We start from the raw sequence: 18,628 nt of genomic DNA, 5'->3' as shown, positions 1-18,628 counted from the left end.
ACGAAGCTATAATGACATGTGGGTGGCTGATTTAGATTATAAAGAAAAACAATAATTTATGGAAGATATTAAAGAGCTATTGCATAAGATTCGAAGGTTTATAGATGAAGATGAAATCTTGAAGAAAGAAAAAAGTAAGCGTGGAGAAGACTTTAATGTTTTTAAGATAATGCACGTTGAGAATGATGAAGTTCGTACGCACTCAGCTATGCTTGCAGCATTGATGGATCCAAAAGGTACGCATAGTTGTGGAACAGCATTCTTAGAGTTGTTTTGCCAGCAACTCCATGACTTAGTTTGCGATAGTAAATGCTCTAACTTTGTTTTTGATTCAACCAATGCTACTGTAGATGTAGAAAAGTCGATAGGTGGTATCTCGGGAGATAATGAAGAAGGTGGAAGAATGGATATTCTGATAAAATCAGGTAGTATACAAGGTGATAAGACAAAAGCTATTATCATAGAAAATAAAATTTATGCCAGCGACCAAACTAAACAACTCTATAGGTATTATCAATTTGCTGATCAAAAATATGGTTTGGAGAATTCCCTAATTTTATATCTGACCTTAGATGGACATTCTCCTCATGATATATCCGTTACTGGAAGCAGTAGGAAGATGAAGAAAAACGAAGATTACTTTTGTATTTCTTATAGAGATTTTATACGTCCGTGGCTTCAGAAGTGTACCGAGAAAGCTTTTGATAAGCCCTTAGTAAGAGAGACAATTATACAATATAGGAACATATTATCATTATTAACGTATCAGAATATGGACGAGCAAAAACAGAAGGAGTTGATAGAATTACTTGCGAACTCCGAGAATATCTTTACTGCAATCCGAATACATGATAACTATAATCGAATCCTCAATAAGGTTATTGGTGTAGAGTTAAGAAAGCAAGTTGAGGAAATAGCCAACGAGTTGAGGCTGGAATTAGAGTTCCGGACAGAGAATGGTTATTGGCAACAGCAGTACAGTCACTTCCTTCTTTGGAAGAAAGAATGGAGCTATGCAAAGATATGCTTTGAATTTAAGAATGCTAATTTCAATAAGCTAAGCTATGGGATAAGGTATAATAGTCCAAAAACGAGAGAAGATAATGAAAATATTAAAGAGAGAATCCAAGAAAAGACTCATGATGGACGTTCTGAAGAATGGTGGGCTTATATAAAAGATTTTGAATATAATGACTGGAGACGAGAATATGTATATAGAAAACTGTTTAACAAGGATATTCAAAAAGAGATAAAAGAATGCGTGCAGGACTTTAATGAATTTGACAGAAGGCATAACTATGTAAATATAGATTTTATAGAACTATGAATTATTTTCTATTAATGCTTAATAGGATTGGTATGTTCACAAAAATAATTATTTTAATATGGCATAACGCTATAATTAGGTAGTTATACATCACCATCAAAAATTCTTCTAATCTCCCCTTTTATACCATTTTCCTGACGACAGGAAAATGGTTAATCTTGTTGCTTTTTATTTCTTTAATTGACTGAGCGTTTACTGATATATAAGGAGAGCAATATCTCCGTAGCATTGTTTTATCTACTACACTAAGTTTGAAAACTGTTTGCTGTCATTTTTAACATTTACGGTAGTTTATTGATTTATAAAGTGTTATAAGTCGTAAGTGGCTGATAGGAGTGACAGCAAAATAAAAATAATCCGTGAAAAACTGGATAAGATTTTTTACGTCTCAATGTCAATGTGTTGTCTGCTGACTTATAGCGTGAAAGCGACTCGAGAGAATATAGGATGTCTGTATTATTTTAATCCGCAAAATATATTTGTTCTCATTTAATTTTTGTATGTTTGTATTTTTAATATTTAATCTATGGCAGAGAATAAGAATCAGCCAACTTTTTGGTTGGAAGTAAGGAAGGAATACGTGGTAGACAACTTTGAAAATCTGCTTCGTTATTTGAGATTGTATAATTACAAGATTGACGAAGAAACTTCTGATAACGATTTTGATAAAAGCTATTTATGTCTTGGGCAGGTTGTTACAGATCTGACTGGAGATATGGCTTTGTGTAACCTGAGTTCTAGTGCCTCAAACGTTTGGAATCAGAATGAATCACTTCATTTAAGAATGATAGCTACCTATCTGCTTGCATCTGACAAGAAACATCAACAGGATCATAATGTTTTGCTTTTGTTAGCTGATTATCTTCTTCTCAACAGCTACTGCGATAACAGTCAAGTCCTATCAGAAATACAAGTACTTGCTTATGAAGCTGCAATAGGGGCACCTGTCGTGCGGTACGGATTTTCTTGGGATGATTTGACAAAAGAGAATTTCACCCCATACATCCTTGCAACTAAGTTGTCACAGACACAATTTGGCAAGGCTCCAGAATCACCCTATTGGTATTATGAAGGCAGGGGACTCCTGCGTATGGAAAACAATCATATTGCTTTGGTAAATATGAATCTTTGCCAATATCAGAAAACCCAAGTGACTAAGCAGATAGAGGTAAACTCTTACCTTGATATTATGACCAAGAAGTATGAAAGGTCTAATAAGACGGAGTTCCCTGGATTATTTCAACTCTCTAGAGACTTGTATAATGAGCAACAAAAAGTCCAACCATCCCCTATTTGCAAACCAAAAGAATATATGCCTGAAGATGAGTTGATCGTTAAGGTTACATTTGTTGATGGTGATGTGCAGGCGGAAAGTATTGATCCTAAATATGAGAAAGTTAAGGGTAAGGTTTTTATTACAAATAATTTTTGTTTTATCCCAATAGAACATTGGTGGCAGGTGTTGAGAGTTGGTGATTATCTCAAGGTAAAGCGAATAGAGGAGATGGGCTACGTATTCAGCCTTGATGATTCCTTCGATAATTTCTATGAGACTCAAGGTAAAGCTGCTGTACACGATAGTTGCGATGCAGTATTCTTTGAGGAGTTTAATGGAGGAATAAGATGTATTACCAGGGATGGTCTTCTTGTCAATATCTTTGGTGAAAGCCTTTCTACAATGGATGAGAAAAGGCCGATTAAGGTGCTTGTTAAAGGTTGCAAGCGTGATAAAAACCATCACGTCGTTCTTAATGCTGAATTCGCTTATGTAGATACGCCAGATGATGACTCTCTAATAGGTAAGGATTTTATTGATGATGCTCAGCAATGGCTGATAGAACAATTTATAGAATACTGTGAGCCAAGTGAGATTCCTACAAGTGATAAGACTGTTGGCTCTGTGATTTCTTCCGAAGCAGTAAGTCTCCTGTCTCACATTTTGTTTAAGGAGTCCCAGCTGGTGACAGATACCTATGAACGCTATAATCGTTTGCTTGCAGCGCGAATGATTGCGTTTATGGCAGGAAACCAGTATGATTGTGCTTGGCTTTCACATGAGTTGAATTATCAGAATTCTATCATAAAATTCTCAATGGGGGAAAGTGTTAAAACCTTGTATCTTCCTGAAAATATTGAACTCAGCGGCGATAAGCGTATTAAAAGGGAATCAGACGTTATGCAAAAGTTAGAATGCTATATTGATGAACGGTTTGAACCAGAAAGACAGAGAAATACTTTTACGACAGAAGATATTGATTACCTTGATCAGCTGATAAAGGCATCTAATACGTTGAACGGTAAGATAGAACTCAGCGAGATTAATAGAATCAAAAGGTCTATAGCATCCTTCCTTGGTGTGGGTGACGTCTATCAGAATATTTACAGAGACCTCACTTATTATGGAGAGGAAAGTGATACGTTAGAATTTAAGACGTCTGTAGTGTTTTCCCAAAATATGCGCCCGGACCTGTCCACTCAGAAATGGACAATCCTCAAGACTATCTGTGGTTTTCTTAATACAGTCTCAGGAGGAGAGTTGCTACTCGGTGTCAACGACAAAGGATATAGTAGCGACCTTCGACAGGACCTTGAGTGGTTGTATAAGAACCATAAAATTACAGAAATGTCAATGGATAAGTATCGGTTGTTTGTCAAATATATGATAGACCATGCTTTTATGGATGAGGAGAACACTATTCGTGGCGGAGATATCACTGCAACCCGAATACGTCTCCTGATTGAGAAGAACGATGAAGGTATGGAATTACTGCGTATCCAGGTGCAGCCATACGAATATGGAATAATTTGCCTTGATGATAAACTGGAACGTCCTGAACATATAAAGGAAAGCTATTATCGTACGAGTGGGGCTACTATTCCTATGACTCGTGAAATCAAGAAGACGATTCTTGAAAAGAAGATACAATTCTCTGCAGACAGGGACATACGGATGATGCTTCTGTTACGGCAGGCATGTAAAGAACGTAAGCAGGTTATCCTTCGCGGTTACACTTCAAAGAGTGGAACCAAGGATAGAAATGTAGAGGTATATCAGATTCTTACTAAGCAACAGGTTGCTATTACCTATGACATTGATAAAAAAGAAATAAGAGAATATAAGATATCACGTATTAGAAGCGTAGATATAACAGGACAGAACTGGAAGTATGCCCATAAGCATAGGAATCTAAGGATTGATATCTTTAATATTATGGAGAATCCGAAGGATGCACCAGTGAGGGTAAAACTGAAGCTGTCGAATTTGGCATATAATCTTATTCGTGAAGAATACCCTGCTTCTTTGGATGTACTGATGGATAATACTGAAGATGACAAGGAACTATACCCTATGATGCTCAAGACGGAGGTGTTCAGTCTTATGGGTATCGGTCGCTTCTATTTGGGATTAATTAAGGAGATTAAAGTCATAGAAGGAGAAGAACTTGTTCTATATGCCAAGGATTATGTAAAAATACTGGAGAATCTATAGTGAGAGCCTACACAATGTTCGAAATAAGTACGAAGGAGCATTATATAGTTTAGAATCTGTGATGCATAGTTTCACTGTTCGTAATAGCTATAGCTTTAATGAAATGATTAGGTGAAAGATTTTTTTTATTATGCCTGTTCTCAATTTTACTTAACATGGGATAATCTAAATCAAAAATATATCAGATATATAGTATTTTAAGTGTTTCATTTTGGCTCTTTGCGATGTAGGAAGTATATTTGTGATGATTTTGTAATACATTGGTTATTACTGTTCATGTACATCTTGTTATTTACGTAATCTGTAATTATTGATAGCATCAAAGCAATATGAAAGAAAACATCGTCATCAAGTATCGCCATACGGTACTTTTCTATCTCTTGGCAACCCTTATCCCATGGATATTCTGGTTTGCTGCCAGTTATGTAAGTCATCATGTAGTTTATTCGGAAAGCACATGGGTAGCGCCATTGTTGGGATTGGCAGGACTTTTCTTCCCAATGTTTCTGACTATTATTTTGGTTTTTCAGCGTAAGGAACTGCGGAAAGACTTTCTTGGGAGATTCCTAAACTTGTCTTCTGATAAGTGGCAATATTATCTCACTGCCTGCCTACTGATGCCAGCAAGTATCTTGTGTGCTATGGCTGTATCTCTATTGTTCGGCTACAGTCCATCACAATTCATTATTACAGGTCATTACACCTTCACTTCGGGTGTCTTCCCTGTATGGTTCCTCCTTATTCTTGCGCCTACGCTTGAGGAACTTGCGTGGCATGGTTATGGTACTGACTGTCTCCGTTCTCGAATGAGTCTCTTCAAAACGTCTATGCTGTTTGCAGCTTATTGGGCTGTTTGGCATTTCCCTCTTGCAGGTATTAAGGGTTATTACCATGCTAATGTAGTGAGCGAAGGCTGGCTTTATAGTCTGAACTTCATCGTTAGTATCTTCCCTTTTGTCTTTTTGATGAATTGGCTTTATTATAAAACCAACCGAAATATCCTCGTTGCTATTATCTTTCATATTACGGCAGGTTATTTCAATGAAATATTTGCAACTCACCCTGATAGCAAGTGTATACAAACAATATTATTACTTATCGTATCTATCATTGTTGTACTAAAAGACCGCCAACTCTTCTTTAAGCGGACATTGGCATAATATCATTTATCCACAACACCTATCCTATGACCATTGAACAATACAACCAATTACCCTACGACTATGCGCACTGTGCTGGCACTCATTGCGAGAAAGCCAGCCAGTGCTTACGCCACACCGCCTACACGATGCTCGAAACGGGTGGACGGGAGCAGTATATGATGGTGAACACGAATGTGATTGTAGACAAGCAGCCTTGTCCGTTCTTCGACCCTAACAGCAAGGAACGTTTTGCATGGGGAATATCACGAATATATGACAATGTGCGGGTGGCTGATTTAAGTGATATCCGACAAAATCTCATCTACACCTTTGGCCGCACGGCCTATTATCGGATTAAACGAAAGGAACGTGTACTGACTGAAAGTGAGCAAAAGGAGATAAGAGATATCTTCACAGACATGGGTTACGACGGCTCTGCAATTGAGTTCGACAGCTATGAAGAACAATACCCTACACTTATGCGTACCTACAAACGTGTATAAAATAAAATATCTTCTCGGCGCCTTACTACTGTCCCATCGGTCAGTATCAGCTGTTTCATCATTATGAAACTCAAGTTTCAGACACATGAAACTCAAGTTTCATCAGAGTGAAAATAGAGTTTCAGCAATATGAAACAGGATGTAGGATAGTGCTATAATTTACGCCATACATATTGATTTGTAATTATCATAAGTATCGTTGACCACGCTGAATTATCTCATTAAGGCTCGATCGTAGTCAATGTTCTGCAATACAAGGCGGTGGCGAGCATTATTGAAGTGTGGGGAGATTAGGTTCCTCTCTCTCTGATAATCTTTTGATTTTATCCCAGCAAGATAGAAGAGAAGGTGTGGAAGGTCGTCCGTCATAAACTTATTGTTCTGAGCTTTCAACGTTTCCATAAATATTTTGTGATGCTTTTGCCTATAAGCTGGTGAGCACCATATCCAGAAGGGTATCTCAAATTCCTCGTGATATTTCTTGATATCGATTTGTTCTGTCTCAGTCAGTCTACCAGCCATTTGTGCATCTTTGCCATAACAATCCTCTCCATGATCAGACAGATAAATAACAATAGCCTCCTGCTGTCTGAATAGCTCCACAATCTTACTCAACACAATATCATTATAAAACGTAGCATTGTCATAATCAGCTATCGTTTGTTTTTCATCATCCGTCAAGTCTCTTCGTGGATAATCCTTTATTCCGAACTTCTTCATCTCGTCTTTACAGCGCATTGTATATTGAAAATGCTGACCTAATAGATGAAAGATAATCAGTTGAGGCTTCTTGTCTTTTACATTGATATGTTTATAATCGTTTAGTAGCTCATCATCGAATGAATGAATCTTGGTATTTCGGTAATCAAACATCTGTTTGTTCAATTGTGGATGATTAAGAAAGAAACCTCCCATGAGGTTATTCGTCCAATCGGGTGTATAGTTTATCCCATACGGGAACTGATTAGACAAGAAACTGACATGATAACCTGCTTTCTTGAATACTGCTGGGAAGAGTGCATAATCGCTCCAATCGCCTTTCTCTCCAACTGATTGTAAAGAGAATATCTGCTTGAACACTCTACTTGTAAGATTCCATGGCGATACAACATCGGTAAATACAGCTAAAGAGTCTTTACCATTTTTCAGGGCAAGTTGGCGGGGTGTTGTCGGTAAGGGATAGCCGTATAGCTGCGAATGATGATGATTAGCACTCTCACCCACCACGAGAACAATGATTGGCGATGTCGTTGCACATGAGTCTATCTTTATCTCCCTATTTGCTTTTATCACTCCGTCAACCTGCTTTGCTATTAAATGATTAGAATAAAGTCCATACGCGACACGCTCAACAGGGTGATAAATATGTGCAAAGCCATTCACTACTGCAACTTCAAGTTCTGACAAGTTTCGTGCTGTATATAATTGCGTCTTATCGTAAACACTTAATGCTATGCCTACCAAAAGGGTAACGGCCAAGGTTGATGCAATGATAGGTTGCTTAAAGAATGAACTACGAAACGTCTGCTTCCTTACAGCCATAACAATATGAAACAGTGCAATCAATAAGATTACTCCTGCTGTTGACCATAAGAGTTCTGGCTTAATATATTGTGAGAAAAACTCTGTGGATTCTCTGCCTGTCGTTTCTTGTGCCAAAAGCAGCATTGTTGGTGTAATTGGTGTACCGAAAAGTGTTTTACAACAAGCATCGATAAAAGCTATGCTGTACGTGATACTGCATAATATTATCTGTAACCCTCGACGTAATATCTTGGGGCAAAGGCTTAACAGGAAGCTGACAACATATACATCTGCCAGCAATTCAAAATAACTAAACAGGTTGCGATGGCTTACATTCATGATAACACCAACCAACAACATAAACACAAAGAAAAGCGAGTTTACTTCTATCGGTTTCAGTAAGTAATCTGCGAAAGTGCGTTTCACCTTTGTCGTACTCAGTTTTTCTACTTCTTTCTTCATCTTATCATGTAGTCATAATCAGTTGCAAAGATACAAAATAGTATCTTTCTCAGCAAAAGAAGTTATACCTTTACAATGAACGAGCTTACGTCATAAATATATGAAAAGGGCGAGAGATTTCTAATGCCTTAAAAATAACATCCTTGCTACTGCCGTAAAACTGCAAGACCTTACTCATAACATAGACCTTTCTCGTATTCCTTACACCACGAAGAAGGATAACAAAAGCATTAAGCAATACCAGAGAGAATCTGCTTACTTACGTAAACTCAAAACAGTTCCATCTATAAACTTACTTAAATAGGACTGTCATGTCCGAAAGGTATATCGCATCAAAAGAATACAAAGACTAACATTACATAAATCCCTAATTTAGTTTTAAATTCATTTGCTGTCATATTTAACATTTCTCGTAAAGCGTTAAGTACCAAATGAAAGTAAGTGAAAAGAGCATGACAGATATGACAGGAAACTGCAAACCAACTTGCCTAAGTTTCTTTTATACGATGGGAATGTACTTAGATTTGTCAAGCAAAGATACCATGATGTGTATGCGAATGTAATAGACACATTAATAGAAGGCTTGAAGATAGGCAAGGAAAAAGTGATATTGATTTCCTATCAGATTCTGAAGCTAAAAAATAAATTAAATCTATATAGACAACAACAGGCAGAGTGGGATAAAAACGAGTTAGCTTCTAAAGACTGCTATTGAGTGTAGCCAAACGGCTATCGTACGACATGAAATCTTTGGAATCTACGCATATTAACATGGTTCTAAGTATTTAAAATTAATCGAATCGATGATTTTGTACTTGTAACCATATTTTTCTCAACATTCCTTGTTTTTTATAAATTATTTAAGTATTTTTGTGCAAAATAAATAATATGGATAAGATTTTAAATAGAATATGCAATATTGATAATCATCCAATTGCAAAAATGGATGAAAAATTCCGTATACAATATGTAGAAGGTTTAGCTGCATGTTTATATTATATATCCAAAGGCTCAGATATTGCAAAAATGATAACTTTTGCATGGGTAAATTCTATTCATGCTATACATGATAACCTTAATTCACTATGGACGGCAAATACTGAAGCAGTAAAGAAAGCAATATCATTGCACAGAAAGGGAATGAAGTTCTTTTATATGAGAGAATCTTTCTTCTTTGATGTCTTTTATCTTGCACAGGCAAGTGTTTTAGACGAAGCTGAACTTGAAAAGTCATCAGAATATTTGCGCAAGAATGTATGTGGATTTTTCTCAAAGAAATCTTTAAACAAGATTTTAGTAGCATACAAAACTGGGGAGTCATGTATTGATGGAGTAAGTTCGGCCCAGATAGCACACAGAAAAACTAATAATAAGGTTTTGTCTGGAACAGAAAAAAAGATACTTGTGGTTGCAAATGTCAGTGCAGGGAAATCTACTTTAATAAACGCATTAGTTGGTTATCGTTTAAATAGAATAAAGACAACAGCTTGCACTGACAAATTGGTATATATTCATAATAAGTGTTCAAATGATGGCATAACAATCAAAAGAAACAATGGTACGTACACCTATAGCAGTAATATTAATGAAGGGGATAGTGACACTTTAATAGAGGCTGCATTTCCTTTCAAATCTACTTTGGGGAATGAACATATCTGTTTTATAGACACACCAGGTATAAACAACGTTGAAAATATTAGTCATAAACAAATAACAGAAGAGGTTATTAAAAAGGGTAATTATGATGCCGTCCTTTACATTTCAAATTGTCAGTACTTTGGTACAAACGACGAGCATAACTTACTCAAGTTCTTAAAATTAAATGTAACAAAGCCTATATTATTTATCCTAAATCAACTTGATGTATTTAATCCTGAAGAAGATTCAATTCCTAAAATGTTGAACGATTACAAGTCTGATCTTATGAAAATTGGATTTAAAAATCCTACAATAATACCAATTTCTGCATATGCGTCATTTCTGTTCAGATTAGATTCTTCATGTTTAACTAAAATAGATGTCATAAAAAAACATAATATGATTAAACTATTTAAAGAAAAATATTATCATCTTCCTCAATATATTGGACAAGAATTTTCGTCTGAATTAATAGAGATGACTGGTATAAAAACTTTAGAATCGGAAATAATAAGAATTTAATACATAATATATGAAAAAAATTCAAATTAAGTACAACCCGTACATTGTTGATACAGAAATCATTGTGAATGGGGAAAAACCAAAAGCAAATAGTGCTTTAAATGTCAAAAAGAAAAGACTTCAAGAATGGGTTGAAAAGTTCCCTCAAATCGTACTAGAAGAATATCGTGATAGCAATATAACGATCGATTTTACAGGAACAGTGTCTGATTATGAAGATATTGTGTCTTCATTCAATGCTTTTGAAGAAAAATTGTCTGTAACATTTAATTTCAATAAAACAGCAGATATAACAGATGTCGAGAAAACAATTGATAAGATATTTGAAGAAATCAAAAAAGGGCCTATTGCTGAATTAAAAGACAAGAAAATCGTTAATGCCTTTGAGAAAGCAAAAGATTCTAAGTTTGAGATAAATGTAGTGGCAACAATGAGTTCTGGTAAGTCAACACTTATCAACGCTTTGTTGGGACAACAACTTATGCCTGCAGCGAACGAAGCTACAACTGCAACTATTGTAAAGATTATCGACACAGATCAAGATAATTTCTCAGCTGTTGCATACGACAAATCTGGTCAAGTTGTTACGAAACTAGACAACGTTACATTGGAAGATATGCAAGCTCTAAATGCAGACAAAAAGGTCTCTACTGTTGAAATTAGAGGTAAGATTCCTTGTGTTTCATCTGTTGGTATGAAACTTGTATTAGTTGACACTCCGGGACCCAATAATTCTCGTGATAATAGTCATGAGGAGATGACGTACAAGATGATTTCAGATTCTGACAAATCTCTTGTCCTATATGTCATGAATGGTCAGCAATTAGGTATAAATGATGAAAAAATCTTTCTTGACTATGTGTGTAAAAGCATGAAGGACGGTGGTAAGAAGGCACGTGAACGTTTTATTTTTGCTGTAAATAAAATGGATGCATTTAGCCCGGAGCCACAAGACGATGGTCCAAAATGTATCACAAATGCCCTTAATAATGTCAAATCTGGCCTTGAAGATAGAGAAATTTATAGCCCCAACATCTTTCCTGTATGTTCTCTCCCCGCTTTACAGAAAAGGGCTGGATTTCAAGGAATACGCGCACGTGCTATTCATAATTTCAAGGACATGTGCAAATATTATGACGTAATGCACTTTGAGAAGTACTATGAGTACAATAATCTTCCTCTAACTGTTAGGACGCGTCTTGATGATTTTATAGGTCAAGCTAGTAGCGATGACGATAAGCTGGAAGTTCATACAGGTATAGTTTCTATTGAACAAGCGATTGCTCAATATATCAACAAATATGCACGTACAACTAAAGTTTTTGATTTAGTTCAATCGTTTAATGAAAAATTGAATGAATTGGCAGCAGTCGCACATCTTGAAGATGCAATCAGAAAAGATAAAACGGCAAAGGCAAGACTCGAAAAGCAAATAGAAACAATAAATGCTCATATTCGGTCCGCTAAAAATGCTAAAGACAGATCTGAAAAGATTGATAAAATTGACTTGACGACAATTGTTGAGAACCGTGTAGAATCGTACATGACTGAAATAAAGAATAAGCTCAGTGTAATGATGTCAGGATGCTCTAACAAAGTCGAAAAGATAAAGGCACAACAACAATGCGCAGAACTAGAGAAAGAGTGCAAATCGATTTCACTTCAGATTAAGGTTCAAATAGATAAAATACTTGAAGATGCTTACAAGGACACAATTACAAAGATTTTGGAAGATTACAAGCGATATCTTACAGAGTTGAATATATGTGTTGACTCAGGTACTCTTTTATTCAATCCAGCAAATCTCGTATCTAGTTCTTTAGCCGATTTATCTTCAATCATAGATGCAAAGACTGAAACGGAAGATGAGAGTTATTACAATGAGAAATATAAGTGGGTTCCTTCTCAAAAGAAGTGGTATAATCCTTTTTCATGGCTTAACGAAGGAGCGCATTGGGAGGGGAAAACTATAGAAAAGTTTGTTGACTATGTTGATATGAATGAAGTAGCATCTGATTATATTGTCCCATTCCAAAAGAGCTTAGATAGTACAAAAAATGATGCAATCAATCACGTGCATTCAGAAACTCAGCGTTTGAAAGACTATCTTAAGGGTGAATTAGAAAAAATAGACAAAGTCCTTGAACAGAAGTTGGATGCACTTTCTAAAACAGAAGCAGACAATATCGCAAAAACAGAAGAGATTGCCAAGAAGGAGAATAACCTTAAATGGCTTGAAGCAATACAGAGAAAAATTAATAGTATTATAAATTTCTAAGTATGAAAGCAAAATTTATTAAAGCTGTTGAAAGTGGGGACCTGGTAAGTATCCGCCTTTTCATATCAAATGAGCTTATGCTCGATCCTCGTGGAAAAAGTTTTTCAGAAATGAAGAGTTTTGCAGAGTCAAAAATTAGTAATTTATACGATGTTGATGACGCCAAGTCTTATTCATCCACTCAAGCAGAATGGAACGAGAAGTTTCTGTTCTCAATCAAGAATGATTTGGACAATAACTTTTCAAAGGAAAAGTTGGCAATTTATGAAAATGTTGCCAAGTATGTCTTAAAGGAAAAAGCCGACCAACTTAACAAGGAAGAAACGTCTTGCTCTCAAAGAAAATATTCGGAGAATGTTGACAGAAAACAAAAGAAAAACAATAAAAAACTTTATATGGGTATTACAGTTGGCGGTGCAGCTGTTGCTGTAACAGGCTTATGTCTTTCTCGAGTCGTTCTTGCTTCTTTTGGATTTGCTGGAGTAATTATTGGTGGCATCTTACTATATAATGATACACGGAAATGAGTACTGTTTACGATAATAAGAAAAATGTCGAGTTTCTTGATGGGGGGATGTCACCTTCTTCAGAAGTTTCGCAGTCTACAGTCGTACAATCTGTTAGAGAAAATGAAGAGTTAATCTCTTTGCAACCATCAGAAGATCATTCATTTGATAAGATTAAGAAAGAAATGAATTCTTATCAAGAGCGTGCGTCTCAAGCTATGGAGTTAGTGGATGATATTGTACTGAAAAATTATCTTACAAAATTATCTATGTATGAAGTTGTTCCATGTAACGATTTGAATACTGATAATATCATTCTTTTTAAAATTAACAAAATGGTTTATGAAAAGGATGAATATGTAACAGATAAGTTTATAAGTGTTGTTAGTGCAATGACCTATACAAATAGCTCTATATATTTGATAGTTGATGGACATGAGTCAGGCACAAACTTTTATTTAGGAATTAAGACTGAAGACGAGAACCGTCAAAAGAGTACGATTGCTGAGACTTTCAAAAGTTCAATTTTAGGACAATTCCCTGGTGCTGAAATAGAAGATTACTCTTATGTAAAAGTTAATTCTGAACATTCAAAACAGGATAAGTTACTACATAGAATTACTGAAGCTGCTAGTGTTAGCTCATGTGTTGGAATTCCTTCTTATAAGAATAGTAAAGGTGAGTACACTAATGCAAATTTTATTCAAGGAATAGAAAAATTTGCTTCTGCTATGCAGGGAAAAGAATACACTGCAATAATTCTAGCATCAAATGTACCGCAGAATGAAATTTCTGAAATAAGAAAGAACTATGAAAAAATTTATACAGAGCTCTCAGCTGTAGCGACAAAACAACTTGCGTATAGTACTAACGAGTCATTGGCCAATGCTATAAGTAGAACAAAAGGAACTACGGACACTCATACTGTTAGTGTAGCAAAGTCAGAAGGTGACTCAATTACACATACTGACTCAATTACTGATACAGATACAACAGCAATATCTCATTCTGAATCTGAGAATAAAGAGAATATGCTCGGTAAGATTGGTAAAACTTTGGCTTTTGTAGGTGGTACTGTTGCTAGTGTGGCTGTTGTTGTAGCAACAGGAGGTGCAGCTTTGCCCGCAGTAGCGACAGCTGGTATAGCTGCGTTAGGTGGTGCTGGCGGTGCAGCTACTGCCGGAGCTGCGATGGGTATTGGCGGAGCTGTTTTGGGTATGGGAAGTAAGTCTAAATCTAAATCTGATAGCATTACTAGAACAAAAAGTACGTCACATACGACATCTGATGGTGTGACGCATACAGAAACTGAGACAACAACTATCAGTGATGCTCATTCTGATTCTTTCAGTGAAACCGATGGAACAACTTCTACAGTTGGTACTTCTAAGAATTTTACAATAACAATCCAAGATAAGCACATCCTTGAAATTCAAAAAAGAATTGATAAGCAACTTGAAAGAATAGAGATTTGTGAAAGTACAGGACTTTGGTCAACTGGTGCGTATTTTTTATCGTATAACACAGATAGATCTACAGCAGAAATAGGTGCTACTATTTTCCGTTCAATTATGCAAGGTGAACAGTCTGGTGTTGAAAATTCAGCAATAAACACTTGGTATCCAGATGTGGAGTCAAATTTCAATAATATTGTACATTATATAGGAGCATTGTCTCATCCATTGTTCTTGTATGACAATCCTTTAGATAATACTAAGGTTGAAATACTTCCAACCTCATTATTGAGTAGTAAGGAATTAGCAATCATGATGGGATTACCTAGGAAATCTGTTCCTGGATTTCCTGTGATTGAACACATTTCTATGGGCAAAGAGGTCGTAAGGTTAAATAAGTCTGATTCAATTGAACAATTACAATTAGGTTGTATTTTTGATCAAGGAATTGAGCGCAAGAACAATATCGTTCATCTTGATGCTAAGAGTTTGACTCAACATACTTTTGTAACAGGTTCAACTGGATGCGGAAAAAGTAATACGATTTATTATCTAATAAAGCAAATTAGAAATCAGGTAAATGCACCAAAGTTTATGGTTATTGAACCTGCAAAGGGCGAATACAAGGATGTCTTTGGAAACGAGCACATCTATGGTACAAATCCATTGAAGACTCCTTTGCTTAAAATCAATCCATTCCGGTTCCCTGAAGGTGTTCATGTCCTAGAGCACATTGATCGACTCGTTGAAATTTTCAACGTATGTTGGCCTATGTATGCAGCAATGCCTGCTGTTCTTAAGGAGGCAATACTTAATTCCTATGAAGATTGTGGATGGGATCTATATAATTCTACCAACAAATACCCAAACAAACTCTTCCCAACATTTGCAGACCTGCTAAATGAATTGGTACTTGTCATTAATACGTCGGCATATTCAGAGGAAGTAAAAAGTAATTATCAAGGATCGTTAGTGACCAGAGTAAAGTCACTAGACAATGGACTATGCAAACAAATATTCTCTGGGCAAGAACTGGGAGATGCTGCATTATTTGACGAAAATGTCATAGTCGACCTAAGCAGAATTGGTTCTCAAGAAACAAAATCGTTAATTATGGGGATACTCATTATGCGCTTGAATGAATATCGTTCTAATAGTAATATTCATCATAACAGTAATTTACGTCATATTACTATTCTTGAAGAGGCACATAATATTCTCAAACGTGATTCGGTAGAACAGAGTAGTGAGGGAGGAAATATTGCAGGTAAAAGCGTAGAAATGATTTCAAATGCTATTGCAGAGATGCGCACCTATGGTGAAGGTTTCATCATTGTTGATCAATCACCTGGCGCTGTCGATGCATCTGCAATACGAAACACGAATACGAAGATTATCATGCGCCTTCCTGATGATTCTGACAGAAAAGTTGCAGGAAAAGCTTCTGGAATGAAGGACAACCAGGTTGATGAAATTGCAAAGCTTCCTACTGGAGTTGCAGTCGTTTATCAGAATGATTGGGAGGAACCTGTATTATGTAAAATAGGTAAGTTTGATGAACAAGAAATTATCTTTGAGTATATTCCAAATTATCAAGAAGATAATGAAAAAAGTAAGAATTTTACATTAAAAGCTGAGATTTTAAAATTTCTTCTCTGTGGTCGTATTTCAAACGAGATTGATTTTGATATTGATAATATCGGGTTCAACTTGAACAAGGAAGATTTAACAACCCATTGCAAGATCTGCCTCTATGAACTTCTAAATGAATATAAGAAAAATAATAAACTTCATATCTGGAAGGATAATAATTTTGAATCTCTTTCACAACTGGTAACTAACATACTTTCTGCCAAGTATGAAGTCAAAAAGATTGCTAGTTCTACTGGTAATTTTGTAGAATTAACATATAATTTAATCCGATTAATTGATGAAAAGGTAGAAGGCTTACCAGAAGAGCTTAAATTGGTTGCTTCACAATGCTTGATGAGAGATTATTCTTTATATGGTGATGTCGAAAAGAATATTTATAATGCTTGGTATCAAACTATTAAAATTAGCAGATTATCATGATAAATCCGTTTAACATATCAGAAATTAAACCTATAGAATCTCCCTTGGTAGAGTTGTCGAAAGGATTCGAACTTTTACCAGATAGAGAACTGAATAAGTCTTTAGGAGAGAAATCAATGGGTATAATCCCGCGAAATGGTGGAAAATGGTCGGGTGAGCCAGGTAATTCTACATGGAAACCAGATCCTGAGATAACGCCAAGTAACAGGAACTATTCAAACACTGAAGGGAAAACATGGGGTGAGATTTTGGACAAATATGGTATAGAAGGTATACATTTCAATAACGGAGAACCTGATTTTTCCGAGATTAGCAAAGCTACTGTCAAAATTGATGATTTCTCTGATGCAAGATATGGAGCAGGAGGTAATTTCGATCAAGCTGATAAAAAAATTGCGCAACAAATAGGTTGCACAAAAGAAGAAGTTCGTCAATGGCGCATAGAAAACAATTATACATGGCACGAACGAAGCGACTGTAAAACAATGGATAAAATACCTCGTGAAATACATGGTAATATTGCTCATAGTGGTGGAATTTCAAAAATGAGAAATCAATAAATATGGAAGATAAAGTTTTCGGCACATTGTCCTTCCGATTCGGTTGGACAAAAAAAGAACAAATAAGATTCTTTGATAAGTTGTATAATGTTCGTATACGTACATCCAGTTTAAAAGACGAGTTACCTACAGAAATCCAACAACACTCCTATCTTAGCTTTGAAGTAGAAAAAAATACAATTTGTGAAAAGGCAAAAATCTTGATAGACAACTTTATAGATGTTAACAAAGAACAAATATCTGAACAGCTTGGTATACAAGCTATTGAAAATTTAGCGACTTTGCTTACTCCATACGAGGTGTTATTTTTCAAAAATGGTAAATATGCAATACTATTTCAGACAAAATGGTCTGAGAGTGACATGTGCATATTATGTGATGGAGCAAACTTAAAAGTTGACGAAGGATATATTTTAGAGTTTGAATATTGATACCGGCATTTGAATTGCCGCAATCCATCAAATGTATCTTGGTGTAGGAAATCAGATAAACAAAGGTGAACACCTAACGATGAATATCCATACAATAGGCGTTCAACCTGTAACTATTCAGCGGTATTGACTAGTCTGTATTCTCTCCTCTAAAATCTTCATAAAAAGGCAACAAAGAAGCTTGTTTTTGCATATTTCAGAAAGTATCTGTACCTTTACGCCTATGGAAGAGCAAGTTACGGACATATCAAAAGTATTACAAGGCATAACGGAAGAGATGCGATTGTTGCGTGAAACTGTCAATCAGCAGTATGCCGAGATTATCAAATTGAACCATAACATTAATGCCCTGAACCTCCAAATTCGCAAGAAAGATACTGAACTTACAAACTTACGGGAACGCTTGGCCAAGTATGAAAACTCTGATAAGAACTTCTAACAACAGCAGTACTCCCCAAATAAGGAGCGTATGAAGGATGAGGTTGTCAGAAGAACAAGAAGCCTCCGTAAGCCAAGTGGTAAGAATCCAGGGGGGGACAAAAGGGACATGATGAACATAAGTTGTCTTGCTCTTCTGTCCTGACGAAATAATTGATGAGGTACTCAACTATTGCACTCGTTGGGGAGAACTTTATCAGATGCAGAATGTGTGCTTAAAATTTCTATACAGACAACCACAAACCCTTTGGAATTCTTATCTCCACAACTGTTCTAATCT

At 35.9% G+C, this 18,628-nt stretch carries 12 protein-coding genes; 11 read left to right on the top strand and 1 reads right to left on the bottom strand.

What is annotated here, in order from left to right:
- Window positions 1-58: 58 nt before the first annotated feature.
- The 4 genes from AXF23_RS11865 to AXF23_RS11850 all read left to right on the top strand — a co-directional run bounded on the left by AXF23_RS11865 (window position 59) and on the right by AXF23_RS11850 (window position 6,462).
- On the top strand, window positions 59-1,327 hold the full coding sequence (locus AXF23_RS11865) for a PDDEXK-like family protein (RefSeq protein WP_233251295.1): 1,269 nt from the start codon (window positions 59-61) through the stop codon (window positions 1,325-1,327).
- 526 nt (window positions 1,328-1,853) lie between these two features.
- Window positions 1,854-4,817, top strand: coding sequence for an RNA-binding domain-containing protein (locus AXF23_RS11860; protein WP_107625434.1), 2,964 nt, complete (start codon window positions 1,854-1,856; stop codon window positions 4,815-4,817).
- Window positions 4,818-5,146: 329 nt separating this feature from the next.
- Window positions 5,147-5,977 (top strand): CPBP family intramembrane glutamic endopeptidase, encoded by an 831-nt coding sequence (locus AXF23_RS11855; RefSeq protein WP_107625433.1) that lies wholly within the window; start codon window positions 5,147-5,149, stop codon window positions 5,975-5,977.
- Between the two features lie 26 nt (window positions 5,978-6,003).
- The gene (locus AXF23_RS11850; protein WP_107625432.1) at window positions 6,004-6,462 is read left to right on the top strand and encodes a DUF6078 family protein; all 459 of its coding nucleotides are present in this window, start codon (window positions 6,004-6,006) and stop codon (window positions 6,460-6,462) included.
- 213 nt (window positions 6,463-6,675) lie between these two features.
- Here AXF23_RS11850 and AXF23_RS11845 read toward each other — a convergent pair whose 3' ends face one another.
- A complete protein-coding gene (locus AXF23_RS11845; protein ID WP_107625431.1) occupies window positions 6,676-8,448 on the bottom strand; it encodes a phosphoethanolamine transferase family in 1,773 nt (590 codons plus the stop codon).
- A gap of 888 nt (window positions 8,449-9,336) precedes the next feature.
- On the opposite strand from AXF23_RS11845, the gene AXF23_RS11835 reads away from it, so the two are divergent.
- From AXF23_RS11835 to AXF23_RS11805, 7 genes are all read left to right on the top strand, one after another.
- Window positions 9,337-10,608, top strand: a complete 1,272-nt coding sequence (locus AXF23_RS11835; RefSeq protein ID WP_107625429.1) for a dynamin family protein — start codon at window positions 9,337-9,339, stop codon at window positions 10,606-10,608.
- Window positions 10,609-10,618: 10 nt separating this feature from the next.
- Window positions 10,619-12,886, top strand: coding sequence for a dynamin family protein (locus AXF23_RS11830; protein ID WP_107625428.1), 2,268 nt, complete (start codon window positions 10,619-10,621; stop codon window positions 12,884-12,886).
- Window positions 12,887-12,888: 2 nt separating this feature from the next.
- The gene (locus tag AXF23_RS11825) at window positions 12,889-13,413 is read left to right on the top strand and encodes a hypothetical protein (RefSeq protein WP_107625427.1); all 525 of its coding nucleotides are present in this window, start codon (window positions 12,889-12,891) and stop codon (window positions 13,411-13,413) included.
- Window positions 13,410-16,919, top strand: coding sequence for an ATP-binding protein (locus tag AXF23_RS11820; RefSeq protein WP_107625426.1), 3,510 nt, complete (start codon window positions 13,410-13,412; stop codon window positions 16,917-16,919). The genes AXF23_RS11825 and AXF23_RS11820 overlap by 4 nt, the downstream gene beginning before the upstream one ends.
- A complete protein-coding gene (locus AXF23_RS11815; protein ID WP_009013228.1) occupies window positions 16,916-17,479 on the top strand; it encodes an HNH endonuclease in 564 nt (187 codons plus the stop codon). The genes AXF23_RS11820 and AXF23_RS11815 overlap by 4 nt, the downstream gene beginning before the upstream one ends.
- A gap of 2 nt (window positions 17,480-17,481) precedes the next feature.
- Entirely contained in the window at window positions 17,482-17,910 is a 429-nt protein-coding gene (locus AXF23_RS11810) for a hypothetical protein (RefSeq protein ID WP_107625425.1), read from the top strand.
- A gap of 223 nt (window positions 17,911-18,133) precedes the next feature.
- On the top strand, window positions 18,134-18,349 hold the full coding sequence (locus AXF23_RS11805) for a hypothetical protein (RefSeq protein WP_107625424.1): 216 nt from the start codon (window positions 18,134-18,136) through the stop codon (window positions 18,347-18,349).
- The last annotated feature ends 279 nt before the right edge of the window (window positions 18,350-18,628 follow it).

The sequence above is a fragment of the Prevotella sp. oral taxon 313 genome, from assembly GCF_003043935.1.
In the GTDB taxonomy this organism is placed as follows: Bacteria; Bacteroidota; Bacteroidia; order Bacteroidales; family Bacteroidaceae; genus Prevotella; species Prevotella jejuni.
The sequence above is the reverse complement of the archived record's forward strand: the minus strand, read 5'-3'. Positions and strand labels throughout refer to the sequence as shown.